The sequence below is a fragment of the Streptomyces sp. NPDC050085 genome, assembly GCF_044460595.1.
Lineage (GTDB): Bacteria > Actinomycetota > Actinomycetes > Streptomycetales > Streptomycetaceae > Streptomyces.
This window is the reverse complement of the sequence record NZ_JBITJZ010000002.1, coordinates 196,108-212,558: the sequence shown is the minus strand read 5'-3', so window position 1 is coordinate 212,558 and position 16,451 is coordinate 196,108. Positions and strand designations below refer to the sequence as shown.

General features: G+C 69.8%; 14 protein-coding genes and 2 tRNA genes. 9 read left to right on the top strand and 7 right to left on the bottom strand.

The window, feature by feature from the left end; all coding sequences use genetic code 11:
• The first annotated feature begins 587 nt into the window (after positions 1 to 587).
• Complete coding sequence (locus ACIBUY_RS09340; protein ID WP_207822950.1) at positions 588 to 782, top strand: hypothetical protein; 195 nt, start codon at positions 588 to 590, stop codon at positions 780 to 782.
• A 90-nt stretch (positions 783 to 872) separates the two neighbouring features.
• Here the strand turns inward: ACIBUY_RS09340 and ACIBUY_RS09335 are convergent.
• Positions 873 to 943, bottom strand: a tRNA-Gly gene (locus ACIBUY_RS09335).
• Positions 944 to 1,107: 164 nt separating this feature from the next.
• Here ACIBUY_RS09335 and ACIBUY_RS09330 point away from each other — a divergent pair.
• The 5 genes from ACIBUY_RS09330 (at position 1,108) to clpX (ending at position 5,751) form a co-directional block, all read left to right on the top strand.
• Positions 1,108 to 1,184 (top strand) — tRNA-Pro (locus ACIBUY_RS09330).
• A gap of 151 nt (positions 1,185 to 1,335) precedes the next feature.
• Entirely contained in the window at positions 1,336 to 2,721 is a 1,386-nt protein-coding gene (gene tig / locus ACIBUY_RS09325) for a trigger factor (RefSeq protein ID WP_365568627.1), read from the top strand.
• 264 nt (positions 2,722 to 2,985) lie between these two features.
• On the top strand, positions 2,986 to 3,591 hold the full coding sequence (locus ACIBUY_RS09320; RefSeq protein WP_365568735.1) for an ATP-dependent Clp protease proteolytic subunit: 606 nt from the start codon (positions 2,986 to 2,988) through the stop codon (positions 3,589 to 3,591).
• Positions 3,592 to 3,649: 58 nt separating this feature from the next.
• On the top strand, positions 3,650 to 4,309 hold the full coding sequence (locus ACIBUY_RS09315; protein ID WP_365568624.1) for an ATP-dependent Clp protease proteolytic subunit: 660 nt from the start codon (positions 3,650 to 3,652) through the stop codon (positions 4,307 to 4,309).
• Between the two features lie 155 nt (positions 4,310 to 4,464).
• Positions 4,465 to 5,751, top strand: coding sequence for an ATP-dependent Clp protease ATP-binding subunit ClpX (gene clpX, locus ACIBUY_RS09310; protein WP_365568621.1), 1,287 nt, complete (start codon positions 4,465 to 4,467; stop codon positions 5,749 to 5,751).
• A 73-nt stretch (positions 5,752 to 5,824) separates the two neighbouring features.
• Here clpX and ACIBUY_RS09305 read toward each other — a convergent pair whose 3' ends face one another.
• Complete coding sequence (locus tag ACIBUY_RS09305) at positions 5,825 to 6,811, bottom strand: hypothetical protein (RefSeq protein WP_399152242.1); 987 nt, start codon at positions 6,809 to 6,811, stop codon at positions 5,825 to 5,827.
• A 115-nt stretch (positions 6,812 to 6,926) separates the two neighbouring features.
• Between ACIBUY_RS09305 and ACIBUY_RS09300 the strand changes: the two genes are divergently transcribed.
• Positions 6,927 to 9,548, top strand: a complete 2,622-nt coding sequence (locus ACIBUY_RS09300; RefSeq protein WP_365568615.1) for a valine--tRNA ligase — start codon at positions 6,927 to 6,929, stop codon at positions 9,546 to 9,548.
• Positions 9,549 to 9,621: 73 nt separating this feature from the next.
• Here the strand turns inward: ACIBUY_RS09300 and ACIBUY_RS09295 are convergent, their stop codons facing one another.
• The 4 genes from ACIBUY_RS09295 to ACIBUY_RS09280 all read right to left on the bottom strand — a co-directional run bounded on the left by ACIBUY_RS09295 (position 9,622) and on the right by ACIBUY_RS09280 (position 12,314).
• On the bottom strand, positions 9,622 to 9,783 hold the full coding sequence (locus ACIBUY_RS09295; protein WP_365568612.1) for a peptidase: 162 nt from the start codon (positions 9,781 to 9,783) through the stop codon (positions 9,622 to 9,624).
• Between the two features lie 28 nt (positions 9,784 to 9,811).
• On the bottom strand, positions 9,812 to 10,855 hold the full coding sequence (locus tag ACIBUY_RS09290) for a glycosyltransferase (RefSeq protein WP_399152241.1): 1,044 nt from the start codon (positions 10,853 to 10,855) through the stop codon (positions 9,812 to 9,814).
• Positions 10,856 to 11,040: 185 nt separating this feature from the next.
• The gene (locus ACIBUY_RS09285; protein ID WP_365568606.1) at positions 11,041 to 11,754 is read right to left on the bottom strand and encodes a winged helix-turn-helix domain-containing protein; all 714 of its coding nucleotides are present in this window, start codon (positions 11,752 to 11,754) and stop codon (positions 11,041 to 11,043) included.
• Positions 11,751 to 12,314 (bottom strand): hypothetical protein, encoded by a 564-nt coding sequence (locus tag ACIBUY_RS09280; RefSeq protein ID WP_399152240.1) that lies wholly within the window; start codon positions 12,312 to 12,314, stop codon positions 11,751 to 11,753. Before ACIBUY_RS09280 ends, ACIBUY_RS09285 begins: the two co-directional genes overlap by 4 nt.
• A gap of 201 nt (positions 12,315 to 12,515) precedes the next feature.
• Here ACIBUY_RS09280 and ACIBUY_RS09275 point away from each other — a divergent pair, with 201 nt between their 5' ends.
• A complete protein-coding gene (locus tag ACIBUY_RS09275; protein WP_399152239.1) occupies positions 12,516 to 13,706 on the top strand; it encodes a sensor histidine kinase in 1,191 nt (396 codons plus the stop codon).
• A 63-nt stretch (positions 13,707 to 13,769) separates the two neighbouring features.
• On the opposite strand, the gene ACIBUY_RS09270 is transcribed toward ACIBUY_RS09275, so the two are convergent.
• On the bottom strand, positions 13,770 to 14,780 hold the full coding sequence (locus ACIBUY_RS09270) for a rod shape-determining protein (protein ID WP_365568598.1): 1,011 nt from the start codon (positions 14,778 to 14,780) through the stop codon (positions 13,770 to 13,772).
• Between the two features lie 133 nt (positions 14,781 to 14,913).
• Between ACIBUY_RS09270 and ACIBUY_RS09265 the strand changes: the two genes are divergently transcribed.
• Entirely contained in the window at positions 14,914 to 16,446 is a 1,533-nt protein-coding gene (locus ACIBUY_RS09265; protein WP_365568595.1) for a folylpolyglutamate synthase/dihydrofolate synthase family protein, read from the top strand.
• Positions 16,447 to 16,451: the final 5 nt, after the last annotated feature.

Here is a 16,451-nt window from a genome sequence, read left to right as displayed (position 1 = left end):
ACCCTCAACTCGAATCCTCCTCGTTGCCCCCGTGTACCCAGGATTCAAAGAAGTCGACATGACGTCCGAGATGACACACAAGACATCGAATGATTGGCGATCTGTCCGTTATCGCACGGCTAATCCTGCTTAAACAGGGCATAACAACCTCGCCGGACACGGCTACTTTGTCCGGATTCGTCAGGGCCGAACGGCGGCCCGATTAGACCTCGATAGGGGGCCGATATCGGGCCGCTATAGACGCGTAAAAGCGTGGCGATTCCCACAGGTCTTCTGTGTGCACCCCGCGGGGAAAGCGCGACAAAACAGGGAGTGACATGCGAGAGGCATGTGTGGGCCGCATGTGCGCCGATGGAAACGATCAAGCCGATTTCCGCCCCCCGGCGCGCCCCGCCATCACCCCGCCGACGTGCGCCGCTCATGCGCCCCAAGGCCACGCGGCGTCCACGCCCCCGCACGCGCGTGGCCGACGATGCGTCACCGACCGCATACGGAAGGCCCGTTGGTGGCACGATGGTTCTGGCGGGGGGTGTGCGGGGCTGTGCCCCCCGGGCCGGGAGAGCGGACCGACCTAGGGTGTGATCAGTGTGGCCATTTCGCTGTCAGTGGTGCTGTTGTTGGCGATCGTCCTCGTGGTGCTGATGCGCGGCGGCTCGATCAAGGCGGGACCCGCCGTCGTGGCGGTCCTCTTCGGCTTCTTCCTGGCCTCGACCGGAATGGCCCCCGCGATCAACAACTTCCTCAACTCCGTCGCGGACAGCATCAGCGCGATCAAATTCTGAGGTCACGGGCGACCGGCCGGCCGGGGACACGAAAAAGCCCCCGGCCCGGTCCACCGTGGGTGGATCCGGAGCCGGGGGCCCTTTGCCGAGAGCGGGCGACGGGAATCGAACCCGCGTAGCTAGTTTGGAAGACTAGGGCTCTACCATTGAGCTACGCCCGCACAGCGCGCGCCGCAGGTCGGTGACCTCGGCACGAAAGGCATCGTAGCGGGTCCCGGGCCCCGCCCGCACACCCCATTGCCCGGCCCCCGTCACGCACCGCTCGCGCGCCCCGCAATGCGGGCGCTGCACTGCCTGCGGGCATGTACCCTACGTGTCGCACCGACGGGGTGTGGCGCAGCTTGGTAGCGCGTCCGCTTTGGGAGCGGAAGGCCGTGGGTTCAAATCCCGCCACCCCGACCAGCTGCTCAGTCGCGCTGTGGGGCGCTGTGGGGCGGACTTCAAGATCGCATTGTGGGTGTGCTGCGGCGTGCCGTTACTATGCAAGCTGCGTGCCCGTGTGTCTCTAAGCCGGGCAGGAACCCAAGAAGTCAGCCCCCAAGGAGACCGAACCGTGAAGAGCGCCGTGGAGACCCTGAACCCGACCCGGGTTCGGCTCAGCATCGAGGTGCCCTTCGAGGAGCTCAAGGACAGCCTCGACGCGGCGTACAAGAAGATCAACCAGCAGGTCACGGTGAAGGGCTTCCGCAAGGGCAAGATCCCGGCCCGCGTCATCGACCAGCGGTTCGGCCGCGGTGCCGTGCTTGAGGAGGCCGTCAACGACGCGCTTCCCAAGTTCTACACCGAGGCCGTCAACGAGGCGGAGCTCAACGTCCTCGGCCAGCCCGAGGTCGACATCACGGAGCTGAAGGACGGCGAGACGCTGAACTTCACCGCCGAGGTCGACGTCCGCCCGGCCATCGAGATCCCGGACTACTCCGGCATCGAGGTCGAGGTCGACGCCGTCGAGGTCACCGACGAGGACGTCGACAAGTCCGTCGAGCAGCTCCGCGAGCGCTTCGCCTCGACCTCCCCGGTCGAGCGTGCCGCCGAGGACGGCGACGTCGTGACGATCGACCTGGAGGCCAAGGTCGAGGGCGAGGTCCTCGAGGACGGCGTCGCTTCCGGCGTCTCCTACACCATCGGCTCCGGCGAGCTCCTCGACGGCATCGACGACGCCGTGAAGGGCCTGGAGGCCGGTGGCGAGGCCACCTTCACCTCCGAGCTGAAGGGCGGCTCCGCCGAGGGCAAGGAGGCCGAGGTCACCGTCAAGGTCACCCAGGTCGCCGCCCGTGAACTCCCGTCCCTGGACGACGAGTTCGCCCAGCTCGCCTCCGAGTTCGACACCCTCGACGAGCTGAAGGCCGACAGCCGCAAGCGCCTCGAGAACATGAAGCAGTACGACCAGGCCACGCAGGCCCAGGAGCGCGTCCTGGAGAAGCTGCTCGAGCTGGTCGAGGTCCCCGTTCCCGAGAAGCTGCTCGAGGACGAGGTCAACACCCGCAAGCACAACCTCGAGCACCACCAGCTCGGCCAGATGGGCCTGGACATCGAGAAGTACCTCGAGATCCAGGGCAAGACGGTCGAGGAGTTCGACGCCGAGACGCGCGAGCAGGCCGTCAAGGGCATCAAGACGCAGTTCGTCCTCGACGAGCTCGTCAACAAGGAGAAGCTGAACGTGAACCAGGAGGAGCTCACCGAGCACCTCATGCGTCGCGCCGCCTCCTCCGGCATGTCCCCCGACCAGTTCGCCCAGGCCGTCGTCGAGGGCGGCCAGGTCCCGATGCTGGTCGGCGAGGTCGCCCGCGGCAAGGCCCTTGCCGTGGTCGTCGAGGCCGCCACCGTCAAGGACACCAACGGTGAGGTCGTCGACCTCGAGGACGACGAGGAGGAGACCACGGAGGAGGCCACGGAGGCCGCCGCCGAGTCCACCGACTCCGAGGAGAAGACGGAGGCCTGAGCCTCCCTCTGACCCCACGACAGGCCCCCGGGACGGATTCCGTCCCGGGGGCCTGTCGCGCCTCGTCAGGATGGCCCGCGCGGGGTCGGCAACCTGCGCTCACAGCGAACAGTTCCTTCTGCGGGATTCCCCGGAGGGGGCCGCGCGTTAGGGTCCATGAATACGAGGGCAGGGGAGTCCCCAAGCGCGGCTCCCGGCCCCAGCTACAGACGCGAGACGGCGCGTAGCCGTCAGAGACGAGCAGGTGGATACGTGACGATTCTGATGCCTTCCGCCGCTGGCGAGCCGTCCTTCAGTGGTGGCCTCGGCGACCAGGTCTACAGCCGGCTGCTCGGGGAGCGAATCATCTTCCTCGGCCAGCAGGTCGACGACGACATCGCCAACAAGATCACGGCGCAGATGCTCCTCCTTGCCGCCGACCCGGACAAGGACATCTACCTCTACATCAACAGCCCCGGCGGCTCGGTGACGGCCGGCATGGCGATCTACGACACCATGCAGTACATCCCGAACGACGTGATCACGATCGGTATGGGCATGGCGGCCTCGATGGGCCAGTTCCTGCTCACGGGCGGTACGCCGGGCAAGCGCTTCGCGCTGCCGAACACCGACATCCTGATGCACCAGGGCTCCGCCGGCATCGGCGGCACCGCCTCCGACGTGAAGATCCAGGCCGAGTACCTGCTGCGTACGAAGAAGCGCATGGCCGAGATCACGGCCCGGCACTCCGGCCAGACCGTGGAGACGATCATCCGCGACGGTGACCGCGACCGCTGGTACACCGCCGAGGAGGCCAAGGCCTACGGCCTCATCGACGAGATCATCACTGCCGCTACGGGTGTTCCGGGCGGCGGCGGCACCGGCGCCTGAGCGCCGGCCGACGATCGAAGCCCACTGCCTCCCTCACCAGGACGGAACACCGACCATCATGAACAACTTCCCCGGCAGCGGCCTCTACACGGGCCCGCAGGTCGACAACCGCTACGTGATCCCGCGCTTCGTCGAGCGCACCTCGCAGGGCGTGCGTGAGTACGACCCGTACGCGAAGCTCTTCGAGGAGCGCATCATCTTCCTCGGCGTGCAGATCGACGACGCGTCCGCCAACGACGTCATGGCGCAGCTGCTGTGCCTGGAGTCGATGGACCCGGACCGCGACATCTACCTCTACATCAACAGCCCCGGTGGCTCGTTCACCGCGCTCACGGCCATCTACGACACGATGCAGTTCGTGAAGCCCGAGATCCAGACGGTCTGCATGGGCCAGGCGGCCTCCGCCGCCGCGGTCCTGCTCGCCGCCGGCACCCCGGGCAAGCGCATGGCCCTGCCGAACGCGCGCGTGCTGATCCACCAGCCCTCCGGTGGCACCGGGCGCGAGCAGCTCTCCGACCTGGAGATCGCGGCCAACGAGATCCTCCGCATGCGCACGCAGCTGGAAGAGATGCTGGCCAAGCACTCGACGACCCCGCTGGAGAAGATCAGCGAGGACATCGAGCGCGACAAGATCCTCACGGCCGAGGACGCCCTCGCGTACGGCCTGATCGACCAGATCATCTCGACGCGCAAGATGAACAACGCGACGATCGCCTGACAAGGCGTTGTATCGTCTGCCCTTCCCCGGCACGGTTCACTTCAAAGTGAACCGTGCCAAGGGGGGCCCGAACGGGGGGCCCGGCAAGGTACCGTCGGATACAGGCACCAGGAGCCGCTGAACGTGGCGTCTCCCAGGCGAAGGGGAAGCACCTCGTGGCACGCATCGGTGACGGCGGCGATCTGCTCAAGTGCTCGTTCTGTGGAAAGAGCCAGAAGCAGGTCAAGAAGCTCATCGCAGGTCCCGGTGTATACATCTGCGACGAGTGCATCGACCTCTGCAACGAGATCATCGAGGAAGAGCTCGCGGAGACGAGCGAAGTGCGCTGGGAAGAACTTCCCAAGCCGCGCGAGATCTACGAGTTCCTCGAGGGTTACGTCGTGGGCCAGGAGGCCGCCAAGAAGGCGCTCTCCGTGGCGGTCTACAACCACTACAAGCGCGTCCAGGCCGGTGAGAACGGCGGCGGGACCGGCCGTGACGACGCCATCGAACTGGCGAAGTCCAACATCCTGTTGCTCGGCCCGACCGGCTCCGGCAAGACGCTGCTCGCGCAGACGCTGGCGCGCATGCTGAACGTCCCGTTCGCGATCGCGGACGCCACGGCGCTCACGGAGGCGGGCTACGTCGGCGAGGACGTCGAGAACATCCTCCTGAAGCTCATCCAGGCCGCCGACTACGACGTCAAGAAGGCCGAGACGGGCATCATCTACATCGACGAGATCGACAAGGTGGCCCGCAAGTCGGAGAACCCGTCGATCACGCGCGACGTCAGCGGCGAAGGCGTCCAGCAGGCGCTGTTGAAGATCCTCGAAGGCACGACGGCCTCGGTCCCGCCGCAGGGCGGCCGCAAGCACCCGCACCAGGAGTTCATCCAGATCGACACGACGAACGTCCTGTTCATCGTGGGCGGTGCCTTCGCGGGCCTGGAGAAGATCATCGAGGCGCGGGCCGGCGCCAAGGGCATCGGCTTCGGCGCGACGATCCACTCCAAGCGCGAGCTGGAGGAGAAGGACCAGTTCCAGGAGGTCATGCCGGAGGACCTGGTGAAGTTCGGGATGATCCCGGAGTTCATCGGCCGTCTCCCCGTGATCACGAGCGTGCACAACCTCGACCGCGAGGCGCTGCTCCAGATCCTGGTGGAACCGCGCAACGCGCTCGTCAAGCAGTACCAGCGCCTCTTCGAACTCGACGGCGTGGAGCTGGACTTCGAGCGCGAGGCCCTCGAGGCCATCGCCGACCAGGCGATCCTGCGCCGCACGGGCGCGCGCGGCCTGCGCGCCATCATGGAGGAGGTCCTCCAGTCGGTGATGTACGAGGTCCCGTCCCGCAAGGACGTGGCCCGTGTGGTCATCACCGCGGAGGCCGTCCACTCGAACGTGAACCCGACGCTGATCCCGCGGGACGTGCGGGGCAGCGGCAGCGGCGAGCAGAAGTCGGCGTAGTCGTAAGGCAGTTGACGTGAGAGGGGCCCCGGTCGGATGTCCGACCGGGGCCCCTCTCACGTCGTCGCGGCCGTCAGGCCTTGACGCGGACTTCCTGGCGGAACTTCGCGGTGAGCTCCGAAGAAGCCTTCAGGTCCGGGCTCTTGCTGGCCATCATGTCCGCGATCGTGATCGGAATGGTCATGCCGACGGTGCTGTGGTCGCCCCAGATGCAGACCGGCGCGTGCATCTCCTTGGGGGTTCCGGCACTGCTGGACGACGTGTCCGTGTTCTCGATCTTCACTTCCTGGCACTTCAGGACGTAGTCGTCCGTGCTGTAGTCGGTGGGGCTGCCGATGAGCGAACCCTTGGTCTTGTCGTCTTCGCCGTCGCCCTTGACCGCTTCAGCCGCTGCCTTGGTGAACATGCCGTCGACGAGCTTGCCGGGGTCGGCGATCTCGCCGTACGCGCCCTGGAACTGAAGCAGTTTGCCCGCGAGGGGGTTGGCCTCGTCCTTGACCTCGTAACCGGCGTTGACCGGCTTGCCGTTCTTGAGGCCGTCCTTCTCGGCGTCCTTCATGTCCTGCTCGTCGAAGCCGTCGCCGGAGTCGTCGGCGCTCTTCTTGTACTCGCCGAGCACCGTCGCCGGAGTCGTCAGCTTGTGCGCCCCGTCGTCCGCGACCGAGGCGCTGCCGCCGCTGCTCCCGCCGAACACGAAGTACGCGCCCACGCCGATCGCCGCCACCACGGCGACCGCCGCGATGATGAGGCCCGTCTTCTTCTTGCCGCCCTGCGGCGGAGCCGGCGGGTACTGGCCGTACTGGTCCTGCTGCGGCTGGCCGTAGGGGCCCGGCTGCTGGGGCTGGCTGTAGGGCTGCTGCGGCGGGACCCCGGGCGGGCCCTGCTGCGGGTAGCCGTAGCCGGGCTGCTGCGGAGCCTGCTGCGGGTACCCGTAGCCGGGCTGCGGGGCCTGGGGCTGCTGGCCGTAGGGGCCCGGCTGCGGCGGCTGCTGGCCGTACGGTCCGGGCTGCTGGGGCTGCTGCGGCTGGCCTCCGTATGGGCCCGGCTGGTTGTAGCTCATTACTGGGGTTCCCTCCCGAGGTTTATGTGCTCCCGACATCCTGACGTACGCGCGTACGGATCGGTCCCCCGGATTCGGTTTCAGTACGGGACTGTGACCCCTCTAAACTGGGCCCGTGACCGAGAACTCTCAGCAGCAGACTCCAGCGCCCACCTCCGAACTGCCGACCCAGTACGCGCCGGCCGAGGTAGAGGGGCCGCTGTACGAGCGCTGGGTAGAACGCGGGTACTTCACCGCCGACGCGAAGAGCGACAAGCCCGCGTACACCATCGTCATCCCGCCGCCGAACGTCACCGGCAGCCTGCACCTGGGCCACGCCTTCGAGCACACGCTGATCGACGCCCTCACCCGCCGCAAGCGCATGCAGGGCTTCGAGACGCTGTGGCAGCCGGGCATGGACCACGCGGGCATCGCCACGCAGAACGTCGTGGAGCGCGAGCTCGCCAAGGACGGCAAGTCCCGCCACGACCTGGGCCGCGAGGCGTTCGTCGAGCGCGTCTGGCAGTGGAAGGAAGAGTCCGGCGGACAGATCTCCGGCCAGATGCGCCGCCTCGGCGACGGCGTCGCCTGGGACCGCGAGCGCTTCACCATGGACGAGGGCCTGTCGGTCGCCGTCCAGACCATCTTCAAGAGGATGTTCGACGACGGTCTGATCTACCGCGCCGAGCGCATCATCAACTGGTGCCCGCGCTGTCTGACGGCCATCTCCGACATCGAGGTCGACTACCAGGACGACGACGGCGAGCTCGTCTCCATGACGTACGGCGAGGGCGAGGACACCATCGTCGTCGCCACCACGCGCGCCGAGACGATGCTCGGCGACACCGCCGTCGCCGTCCACCCCGACGACGAGCGCTACGCCCGTCTCATCGGCAAGCAGATCAAGCTGCCGCTGACCGACCGCAGCATCCCCGTCGTCGCGGACACCCACGTCGACCCGGAGTTCGGCACCGGCGCCGTCAAGGTGACCCCGGCGCACGACCCGAACGACTTCGCCATCGGCCAGCGCCACGACCTGGAGACCATCCAGGTCCTCGACGAGCGCGGCATCATCATCACCCCCGGCCCCTTCCAGGGTCTGGACCGCTTCGAGGCCCGCTCCGCGATCGTCGCCGCCCTGCGCGCCGACGGCCGGATCGTCGCCGAGAAGCGCCCGTACGTGCACTCGGTCGGCCACTGCTCCCGCTGCAAGACGACGCTGGAGCCGCGCCTTTCGATGCAGTGGTGGGTCAAGGTCGAGACGCTCGCCAAGGCCGCCGGTGACGCCGTCCGCGACGGCCGCGTCAACATCCACCCCGCCGACCTGACCCCGCGCTACTTCGACTGGGTCGACAACCTCAACGACTGGTGCATCTCGCGCCAGCTGTGGTGGGGCCACCGCATCCCCGTCTGGCACGGCCCGAACGGCGAGATGGTCTGCGTCGGCCCGAACGACGAGGCGCCCACCGGCGAGGGCTGGCACCAGGACACCGATGTCCTCGACACCTGGTTCTCCTCCGGCCTGTGGCCGTTCTCGACCATGGGCTGGCCGGAGCAGACGGAGTCGCTGGAGAAGTTCTATCCGAACTCCGTCCTGGTCACCGGCTACGACCTGATGTTCTTCTGGGTCGCCCGGATGATGATGTTCGGCCTGTACGCCATGGGCGACGTCCCGTTCCGCACCATCGCCTTCCACGGCATGGTCCGCGACGAGACCGGCAAGAAGATGTCGAAGTCCAAGGGCAACGTCGTCAACCCGCTGGACTGGATGGACAAGTACGGCTCCGACGCCGTCCGCTTCACCCTGGCCCGCGGCGCCAACCCGGGCGTCGACGTGCCCATCGGCGAGGACTGGGTCCAGGGCTCCCGCAACTTCGCCAACAAGATCTGGAACGCCACCCGCTTCGCGCTGATGAACGGCGCGACCGTCGAGGGCGAGCTCCCGGCCCCCGAGCGGATGACGGCGACCGACCGCTGGATCCTGTCCCGCCTCAACACGGTCGTCGCCCAGGTCGACGCGCTCTACGACGACTACCAGTTCGCCAAGCTCTCCGACGCCCTCTTCCACTTCGCGTGGGACGAGGTCTTCGACTGGTACGTCGAGCTGTCGAAGACGACGTTCATGGCGGGCGGCGAGCCGGCCAAGGTCTCGGGCCGCGTCCTCGGCGAGGTCCTCGACGTCACGCTGCGCCTCCTGCACCCGGTCGTGCCGTTCGTCACGGAGACGCTGTGGACCACGCTGACCGGCGGCGAGTCCGTCGTCGTCGCCGACTGGCCCAAGGACAGTGGCTTCCGGGACGCCGCCGCCGAGCGGGAGATCGAGACGATCCAGCAGGTCGTCACCGAGGTCCGCCGGTTCAAGGGCGAGCAGGGTCTGAAGCCGGGGCAGCGCGTTCCGGCCCGGCTGTCCCTGGACGGCACGGACCTGGCCGCGCACGAGCCGGCCATCCGTCAGCTCCTGAAGCTGCAGGACGCGGGCGAGGACTTCACGGCCACCGCGACGCTCCCGGTCGCCGGTGCCGAGGTGGCGCTCGACCTGTCCGGTGCCATCGACGTGGCCGCCGAGCGCAAGCGCCTCGCCAAGGACCTCGCGGTCGCCGAGAAGGACAAGGCGCAGGCCGAGGGCAAGCTGGGCAACGAGAAGTTCCTGGGCAAGGCCCCGGACCACGTCGTGGACGGCATCCGCGCCCGCCTGGTGAAGGCGGACGAGGACATCGCCCGTATCCAGGCGCAGTTGGAGCGCCTGCCGCAGGCGTAAGGCGGCCGGAGCAGCAAGCAGGAAGGCCCGGAACCGCGAGGTTCCGGGCCTTCCTGCTGTGTGTGCGGGCGGGCTACTTGTTCCTGCGCGGCACGATCCGCGCCAGCGCCGTACCGACGGCTATCAGTGCGAACGCGGCCAGGAACAGCCACAGGACCTGGGCGCCGGTCGCGGCGAGGGCGCCGCCGGAGGCCGCGGCGCCCGTGCCGGCGGCCGAAGAGACGTTGTTGTACATGAGGAGGGCTCCTTGTGACGGGGGGAGTTCACCAGGCGCGGCGACGGCGCAGCAGCGCGTCCGCGTACGCCTTGCCGTGGCAGGCCTGGAGGAAGAAGTCGAGGATCAGCTCGTACATGGACGCGGAGACGAGCATCTGGCGCCAGCCGCGCAGCCGTACGGTCACCACGCGCTCGACGACGAAGACGCCGGTGATCGCCAGCCAGAACGGCTGCATGTGCATCCCGTCCGTGGACAGCGCCCAGACGATCGTGCCGAGGTAGACGAACGTCACCAACACGCCCAGGAACGTGAGGAGTTGGCGGCCCCAGTAGCGCCAGGTGACGCGGGTCAGGCCGTACTGGAAGCAGTTCTCCACCGCGCCGCGCTTCCAGCGCAGGCGCTGGCGCCACAGGTCGCGCCAGGTCGGCATGACCTCGGTGACCAGGGTGCAACGGGCCGGGGAGATCACGTCGTGGCCCAAGTGCTTGATGGCGAAGGTGAGTTCGTTGTCCTCGGTGAGGACCGTGGTGTCGTAGATGCCGCCCGCGCCGTCGCCCGTCGGCAGGGTTCCGGCCAGCCGGGAGCGGGATATCTCGCGCAGGACGCGGACCGGGAAGACGGCGGCGGTGCCGGTGAGGACGAGGCACTTGCCCTGGAGGCGGGCGACGTCGCGGGCGTAGCGGGCGTACTCGTTGCGCTGCAGGTGGCCGACGAAGCCGCCGCCCTCGTCGCCGCGGAAGACGCCGCCGACCCCGCCGTAGCCGAGCGTGATGTGGTCGAGGGCGACCTGGAGGAATACGGGGTCCAGGGCGCAGTCGGCGTCGGTGACGAGCACCGCGTCGTCGTCGGCGAGCGTCGGCAGCAGGGTCGCGAGCGCCTGGTTGAGGGCGCCGGCCTTCTTGTGCCGGTTGCCTTCGGTGACGTACACCTCGGCGCCTGCCGCGCGCGCCAACTCCACGGTGTCGTCCGTGCAGTTGTCGGCGACCACCAGGATGCGGTCGGGGCGGTGGGTCTGCCGCAGCAGACCGCCGACCGCCGCCTGTATGTGGTCCCGTTCGTCGTGCGCGGGGATCACCGCGACCAGTGCCATTGCCGAGCCTGTCCCTTGCCCAGTCGGTCCGTTCCGTACGGGGGTTCCGTACGACGAGTCGACTGTGCGGGGGCTGCATGGCAGCCGGGTTTGTGCAATGTTGTACGAATGTGGCAGGCGCCGACATGTGAGGAAACCGAGGCTTTTGTCCTGGACTTAGGGCCCTTAGGGCCCTTAGGGCCCGGTCAGGTGGGTGGGCGGTAGCGGTAGCCGACGCCGCGGACCGTCTCGATCGGGGCGGGGGCGCCGGTGGCCTCCTCGAAGCGGCGGCGCAGGCGCAGGACGACGTAGCGGACGTTGGCCGGGCTGGCGGCGGCCGGGTCGCGCCAGGCCCGCTGGATGAGCTGGTCCGGGCTGAGCACCTGGCCGGGGTTGCGGGCCAGGGCGTACAGCACCTCGAACTCCAGCGGGGTCAGCGGCAGATAGGCGGTGTCGACCGCTGCCTCGCGGGTCGCGATGTCGAGGCTGAGGCGGCCGTCGTCGAGCAGCTGGCTCGCCGGGGCCGGCGGGCGGGCGCGGCGCAGGCGCGCGCCGACCAGGGCCCTGCACAGGGCGTGCGGCACGCCCAGGTGCAGGTAGTCGTCGGCGCCTTCGTGCAGGGCGCGGAGCGCCGCCGACTCCCGGTAGCGCCGGTCGAGCGCGACGATGTGGAGCTCCTCGGTCATCTCGCGGACGCGGCGCAGCACTTCCCAGCCGCCGGGGTCGCGCAGTCGCAGGCTGAGCAGCAGCAGGTCCGGCTGGTACCGGTACAGGTCGCGCAGGGCCTCGCGGCCGGTCGACACCAGGTGGTAGGTGAACCGGGGGTCCTCAAGGTCGGCGAGGAAGAGCCGGTGGGCCTCCCGCGGGACGGCGACGAGGAGCAGCGGCAGCGCCCGCCCGCCGGCTGCGCCACGCGTCACGCGGAGCGCAGCCCGAGCCGGACCAGTTCCGCCTCGGCGAGCGCGTCGAGGGTCTCCGGGTCGCCCTCGCGCCAGCCCTCGGCGAGGCTGCCCGGTGTGGTGTCGGGGAGGGCGTCGGCGGTGCGGCCGACCTCGTCGAGGGGCCTCAACAGGGCGCGCAGCGCGAGGAGTTCGCGGCCGTCCTCGGTGGCGGCCAGGTCGCGGGCGGCGGCGGCCTGCCGCACCCAGCGAAGGCGGCGCGGCAGCCACAGCGCGAGCAGCAGCCCGACGGGCACGACGAACAGGGCGACGGCCGCGAGCAGGGCGAGGGCCTGCGTCGGGCCCGCCCCGGAGGGTGCGGCGCCGGCGAGGCGGTCGCCGGCGCGGGCGACGTCGTGCAGGGTGCCGTTCATCCGCGGACCGAGCAGCGGGATGCGGGGCCGGGCGTGCAGTCCCGCGGACAGCGTGATGAGCCGGTGCGCGACGACCGCGGTGGCGGCCCAGCCGCCGACCCACAGCAGGGCCGCGCCGTCGCCGAGGGCCTGCCGGGTGCGGCGGCCGGGTTGGTGTGCGTACCACATGGTCCGATTGGAACCCTGGGTGAGCGGCCCGGGCCGCTTACCGCGCCGAACGGGCTCGCCGTTTACGGCAGATGGACGCGCGGCGCGGTGCCGCGCCGTGTCGGGGGCGTTCGCCCGACTGCTGCCGAGAGTGCCCCATATCACTCATTTAAGGACCTAAGCGGGTCGAATCGGGTACTTGGACCTTGGATGATGGACCTCATGCACGACCAGGCCGCCGCACCCCCGATGCGCCGGGCGGCAGCCGCGGGCCGCCGTCTGGGCCGGCTGTGGTCGCTGATGGAGCGCTGGCGCGGCACCCCGCTCGCCGTCGACCTGCTGACGGCCGCGGGCTGCTTCGCCCTGATGAGCCTGGACATCCCCGGTCTGGCCCAGGCGGACAACGCGCTGAACGGTGCGGCCGCCACGGCCGTCCTCGCCCTCGGCGCCGCCACGTTGCTGCTGCGCCGTCGCGTCCCGTGGGGGCCCTGGCTCCCGTACGCCGTCTCGCTGGTGTTCATCGGCTGGCTGCACGAGCTGACGCTGGTCCAGTTCGCCCTGTACTCCGTGGCCCGCTACCGGGGCAGGGCGGCGGGCGTCCTGGCCTGCGGCGGCTATCTGGCGGTGTGCGCCGTCGCGTACGCGATGCCCGACTGGCCCGCCCACCGCGGCGAGTCCGTCAGCCAGTTCCTCGCTCTGGTGGTGCCCGTCGGGGTGCTCGCCACCGGCGTCGGCATCGCCGCGAACCGGGTCGACCTGGTCCGCGCCCTGGAGGCCAAGGGCGCCGAGACCGCGCTGCTCCAGGCCGTGCAGGACGAGCGCACCAGCGTCGCCGGCGACGTGCACGACTTCGTGGGCCGGGAGCTGACGATGCTCGCGGTGCGCGCCGAGGTCCTGTCCCGCCGGGCCCGCGGCGAGCGCTGGGGCCAGGACTTCGACGAGCTGTCCGAGACGGCCCGCCGCGCCCACCTCCTCCTGAACGAGATCGTGGTCCGCCGCGGCAGCGGGGGAGGCGCCCCCACCCCCGGCCTGGAGGCCCTGCCCCGCCTCGCGGAGGAGAGCGCCGGGGCGGGCAACGAGGTCGAGGTCTCGGTCGACGACACGGCGTACAACCAGTCCCCGCTGCGCCAGGCGGCGATCTACCGCGTGGTCCAGGAGTGCCTCACGAACGCGGCGAAGCACGCCCCGGGCCAGCCGGTCCGGGTGACGGTACGCCTGACCCCGGACCGCCTGCGCGTGACGGTGACCAACCCGCTCCCGCCCGCGAGACCCACGGTGCCCCCGGTGTCGGCGGGCACGGGCACGGCGGGGATGGAGGAGCGGGTGCGGACCATGGGGGGCGAGTTCTGGGCGGGCCGGGGTGAGGACTCCTACGAGGTCCGGGCCGAGCTGCCACGGTCCAGCCCCACATGAATCAAGCTCACGGGGCTCCGCCCCGGACCCCGCTCCTCAAACGCCGGAGGGGCTGGTTCTTGTCTAGGCCGCACTCATGACCCGCTGAAGCGCATCGAAGTCGTCCACGCACTTCCCGCACCCCACGGCGACGCTGTCCAGCGGATCCTCGGCGACGAAGACGGGAATCCCGGTCGCGGACGCGAGCCGCAGGTCGAGCCCCGGCAGCATCGCACCCCCACCCGTCACCACGATCCCGTGCTCCATGACGTCCCCCGACAGCTCCGGCGGACACTCCTCGAGGGTCGCCTTCACCGCCGCGATGATCGCCTCGACCGGCTCGTCGAGCGCGGCCCGCACCTCCCGCACCGTCAGCTCGACCGTCTTCGGCAGCCCCGCGACCTTCTCCCGTCCCCGCACGGTGAACGCCCGCATCTCGAACGCGTCGTCCCCGGGCACCGGCCACGCCGACCCGATCGCGATCTTGATGTCCTCGGCGGTCCGCTCCCCGATGAGCAGCCCGTGCTCCTTGCGCACGTGATCGGTGATGGCCTCGTCGAGCCGGTCGCCGCCCACCCGCAGGGACTGCGAAGTGACCACGCCGCCAAGGGAGATGACGGCGACCTCGGTGGTGCCGCCGCCGATGTCGACGACCATCGACCCGCGCGGCTCCGCCACCGGCAGGCCCGCCCCGATCGCCGCCGCCATCGGCTCCTCGATCAGGTGCACGGCCTTGGCCCCCGACCGCTGGGCGGCGTGCACGATGGCCCGCCGCTCGACGGGCGTGACCCCGCTCGGCACGCACACGACCATGCGGGTACGGGGCCGTCGCCCGGGCACGACCTTGCGCACGAAGTGCCGGATCATCTCCTCGGCCGCCTCGTAGTCGCTGATGACACCGTCGCGCAGCGGCCGGATCGCGGTGATGGAACCCGGGGTGCGCCCGATGGTCTCCTTCGCCTCGGTCCCCACGGCGAGCACGCCCCCGCGCCCGCCCTCCTTCACCGCGACCACCGAGGGTTCGTTCAGCACGATCCCCTGACCGCGCACGTAGAGAAGGGTGTTGGCGGTGCCGAGATCGATGCCTATGTCCATGATCGCCAAGTTTGCAGGGCGATGCTGTGATCCGGTGGGACCAAGGTCCCGAAACGGACAGGTCCAAGGTCCCGATTCGCGGTGGCGGGTGGCATCCGCGCCGCTGTCGGTGGGGCTCCGTAGACTGGCGTGCGTGAGTGACCTCCCTCCGCGCGACAGCAGCGAGTACGAGCCCGACGACGCCTCCGGTGACGCCTTCGACGACATCGTGGACGCCGAGACCGACCGTGACCCCGACCTCGCGGTGATCGAGGCGGGCAGCCGCACCCTGCGCACCCAGGGCGGCGCCCCGCAGGGCGACGGGATCCCCGCGCGCCCCGAGGACCCGGAGGTGGAGAAGGCGCTGCGCGCGGTCGAGGCGGACCTCGCCACGCGCTGGGGCGAGACGAAGCTGGAGCCGTCGGTCAGCCGCATCGCGGCCCTGATGGACGTCCTCGGCGAGCCGCAGAAGGCGTACCCCTCGATCCACATCACGGGGACGAACGGAAAGACGTCGACGGCCCGCATGATCGAGGCGCTCCTCGCCGCCTTCGACCTGCGCACCGGGCGGTACACGTCGCCGCACGTCCAGTCGGTCACCGAGCGCATCAGCCTGGACGGCGCCCCGATCCCGTACGAGCGCTTCATCGAGACGTTCGAGGACATCAAGCCGTACGTCGAGATGGTCGACTCCCAGCAGGAGTTCCGGCTGTCCTTCTTCGAGGTCCTGACGGGCATGGCGTACGCGGCCTTCGCCGACGCCCCCGTGGACGTCGCGGTCGTCGAGGTCGGCATGGGCGGCACCTGGGACGCGACGAACGTGATCGACGGCTCGGTCGCCGTCATCACCCCCATCGACCTCGACCACACCGACCGGCTCGGCACGACGCCCGGCGAGATCGCCACCGAGAAGTCCGGGATCATCAAGCAGGACGCGACCGTGATCATGGCGCAGCAGCCGGTGGACGCGGCGCAGGTGATCCTGAAGAAGGCCGTCGACGTGGACGCCACGGTCGCACGGGAGGGCCTGGAGTTCGGCGTCGTCGCCCGCCAGGTCGCGGTCGGCGGCCAGTTGGTGACCCTGCGCGGGCTCGGCGGCGAGTACGAGGAGGTCTTCCTCCCGCTGCACGGCGCGCACCAGGCGCACAACGCGGCGGTGGCGCTGGCCGCCGTCGAGGCGTTCTTCGGCATCGGCTCGCAGCACGCGCGCCCGCTCGACCTCGACACGATCCGCACGGCGTTCGCCTCGGTCACCTCGCCGGGCCGCCTGGAGGTCGTCCGCCGCTCGCCCACCATCGTGCTCGACGCCGCGCACAACCCGGCGGGCGCCCGCGTCACCGCCGAGGCGATCAGCGAGGTCTTCGACTTCAGCCGGCTCATCGGCGTGGTCGGTGCCAGCGGCGACAAGAACGTACGAGGACTGCTCGAGGCCTTCGAGCCGATCTTCGCCGAAGTCGTCGTCACGCAGAACTCGAGCCACCGCGCCATGGACGCCGACGAGCTGGCGGCCATCGCGGTCGAGGTCTTCGGCGACGACCGCGTCCAGGTCGAACCGCGCCTGGACGACGCGCTCGAAGCCGCCATCACGCTCGCCGAGGAAGAGGGCGAGTACGCGGGCGGGGGAGTGCTCGTCACCGGTTCCGTCATCACGGTCGGCGAAGCCCGGCTGCTTCTGGGGAGGGGCTGATCCAC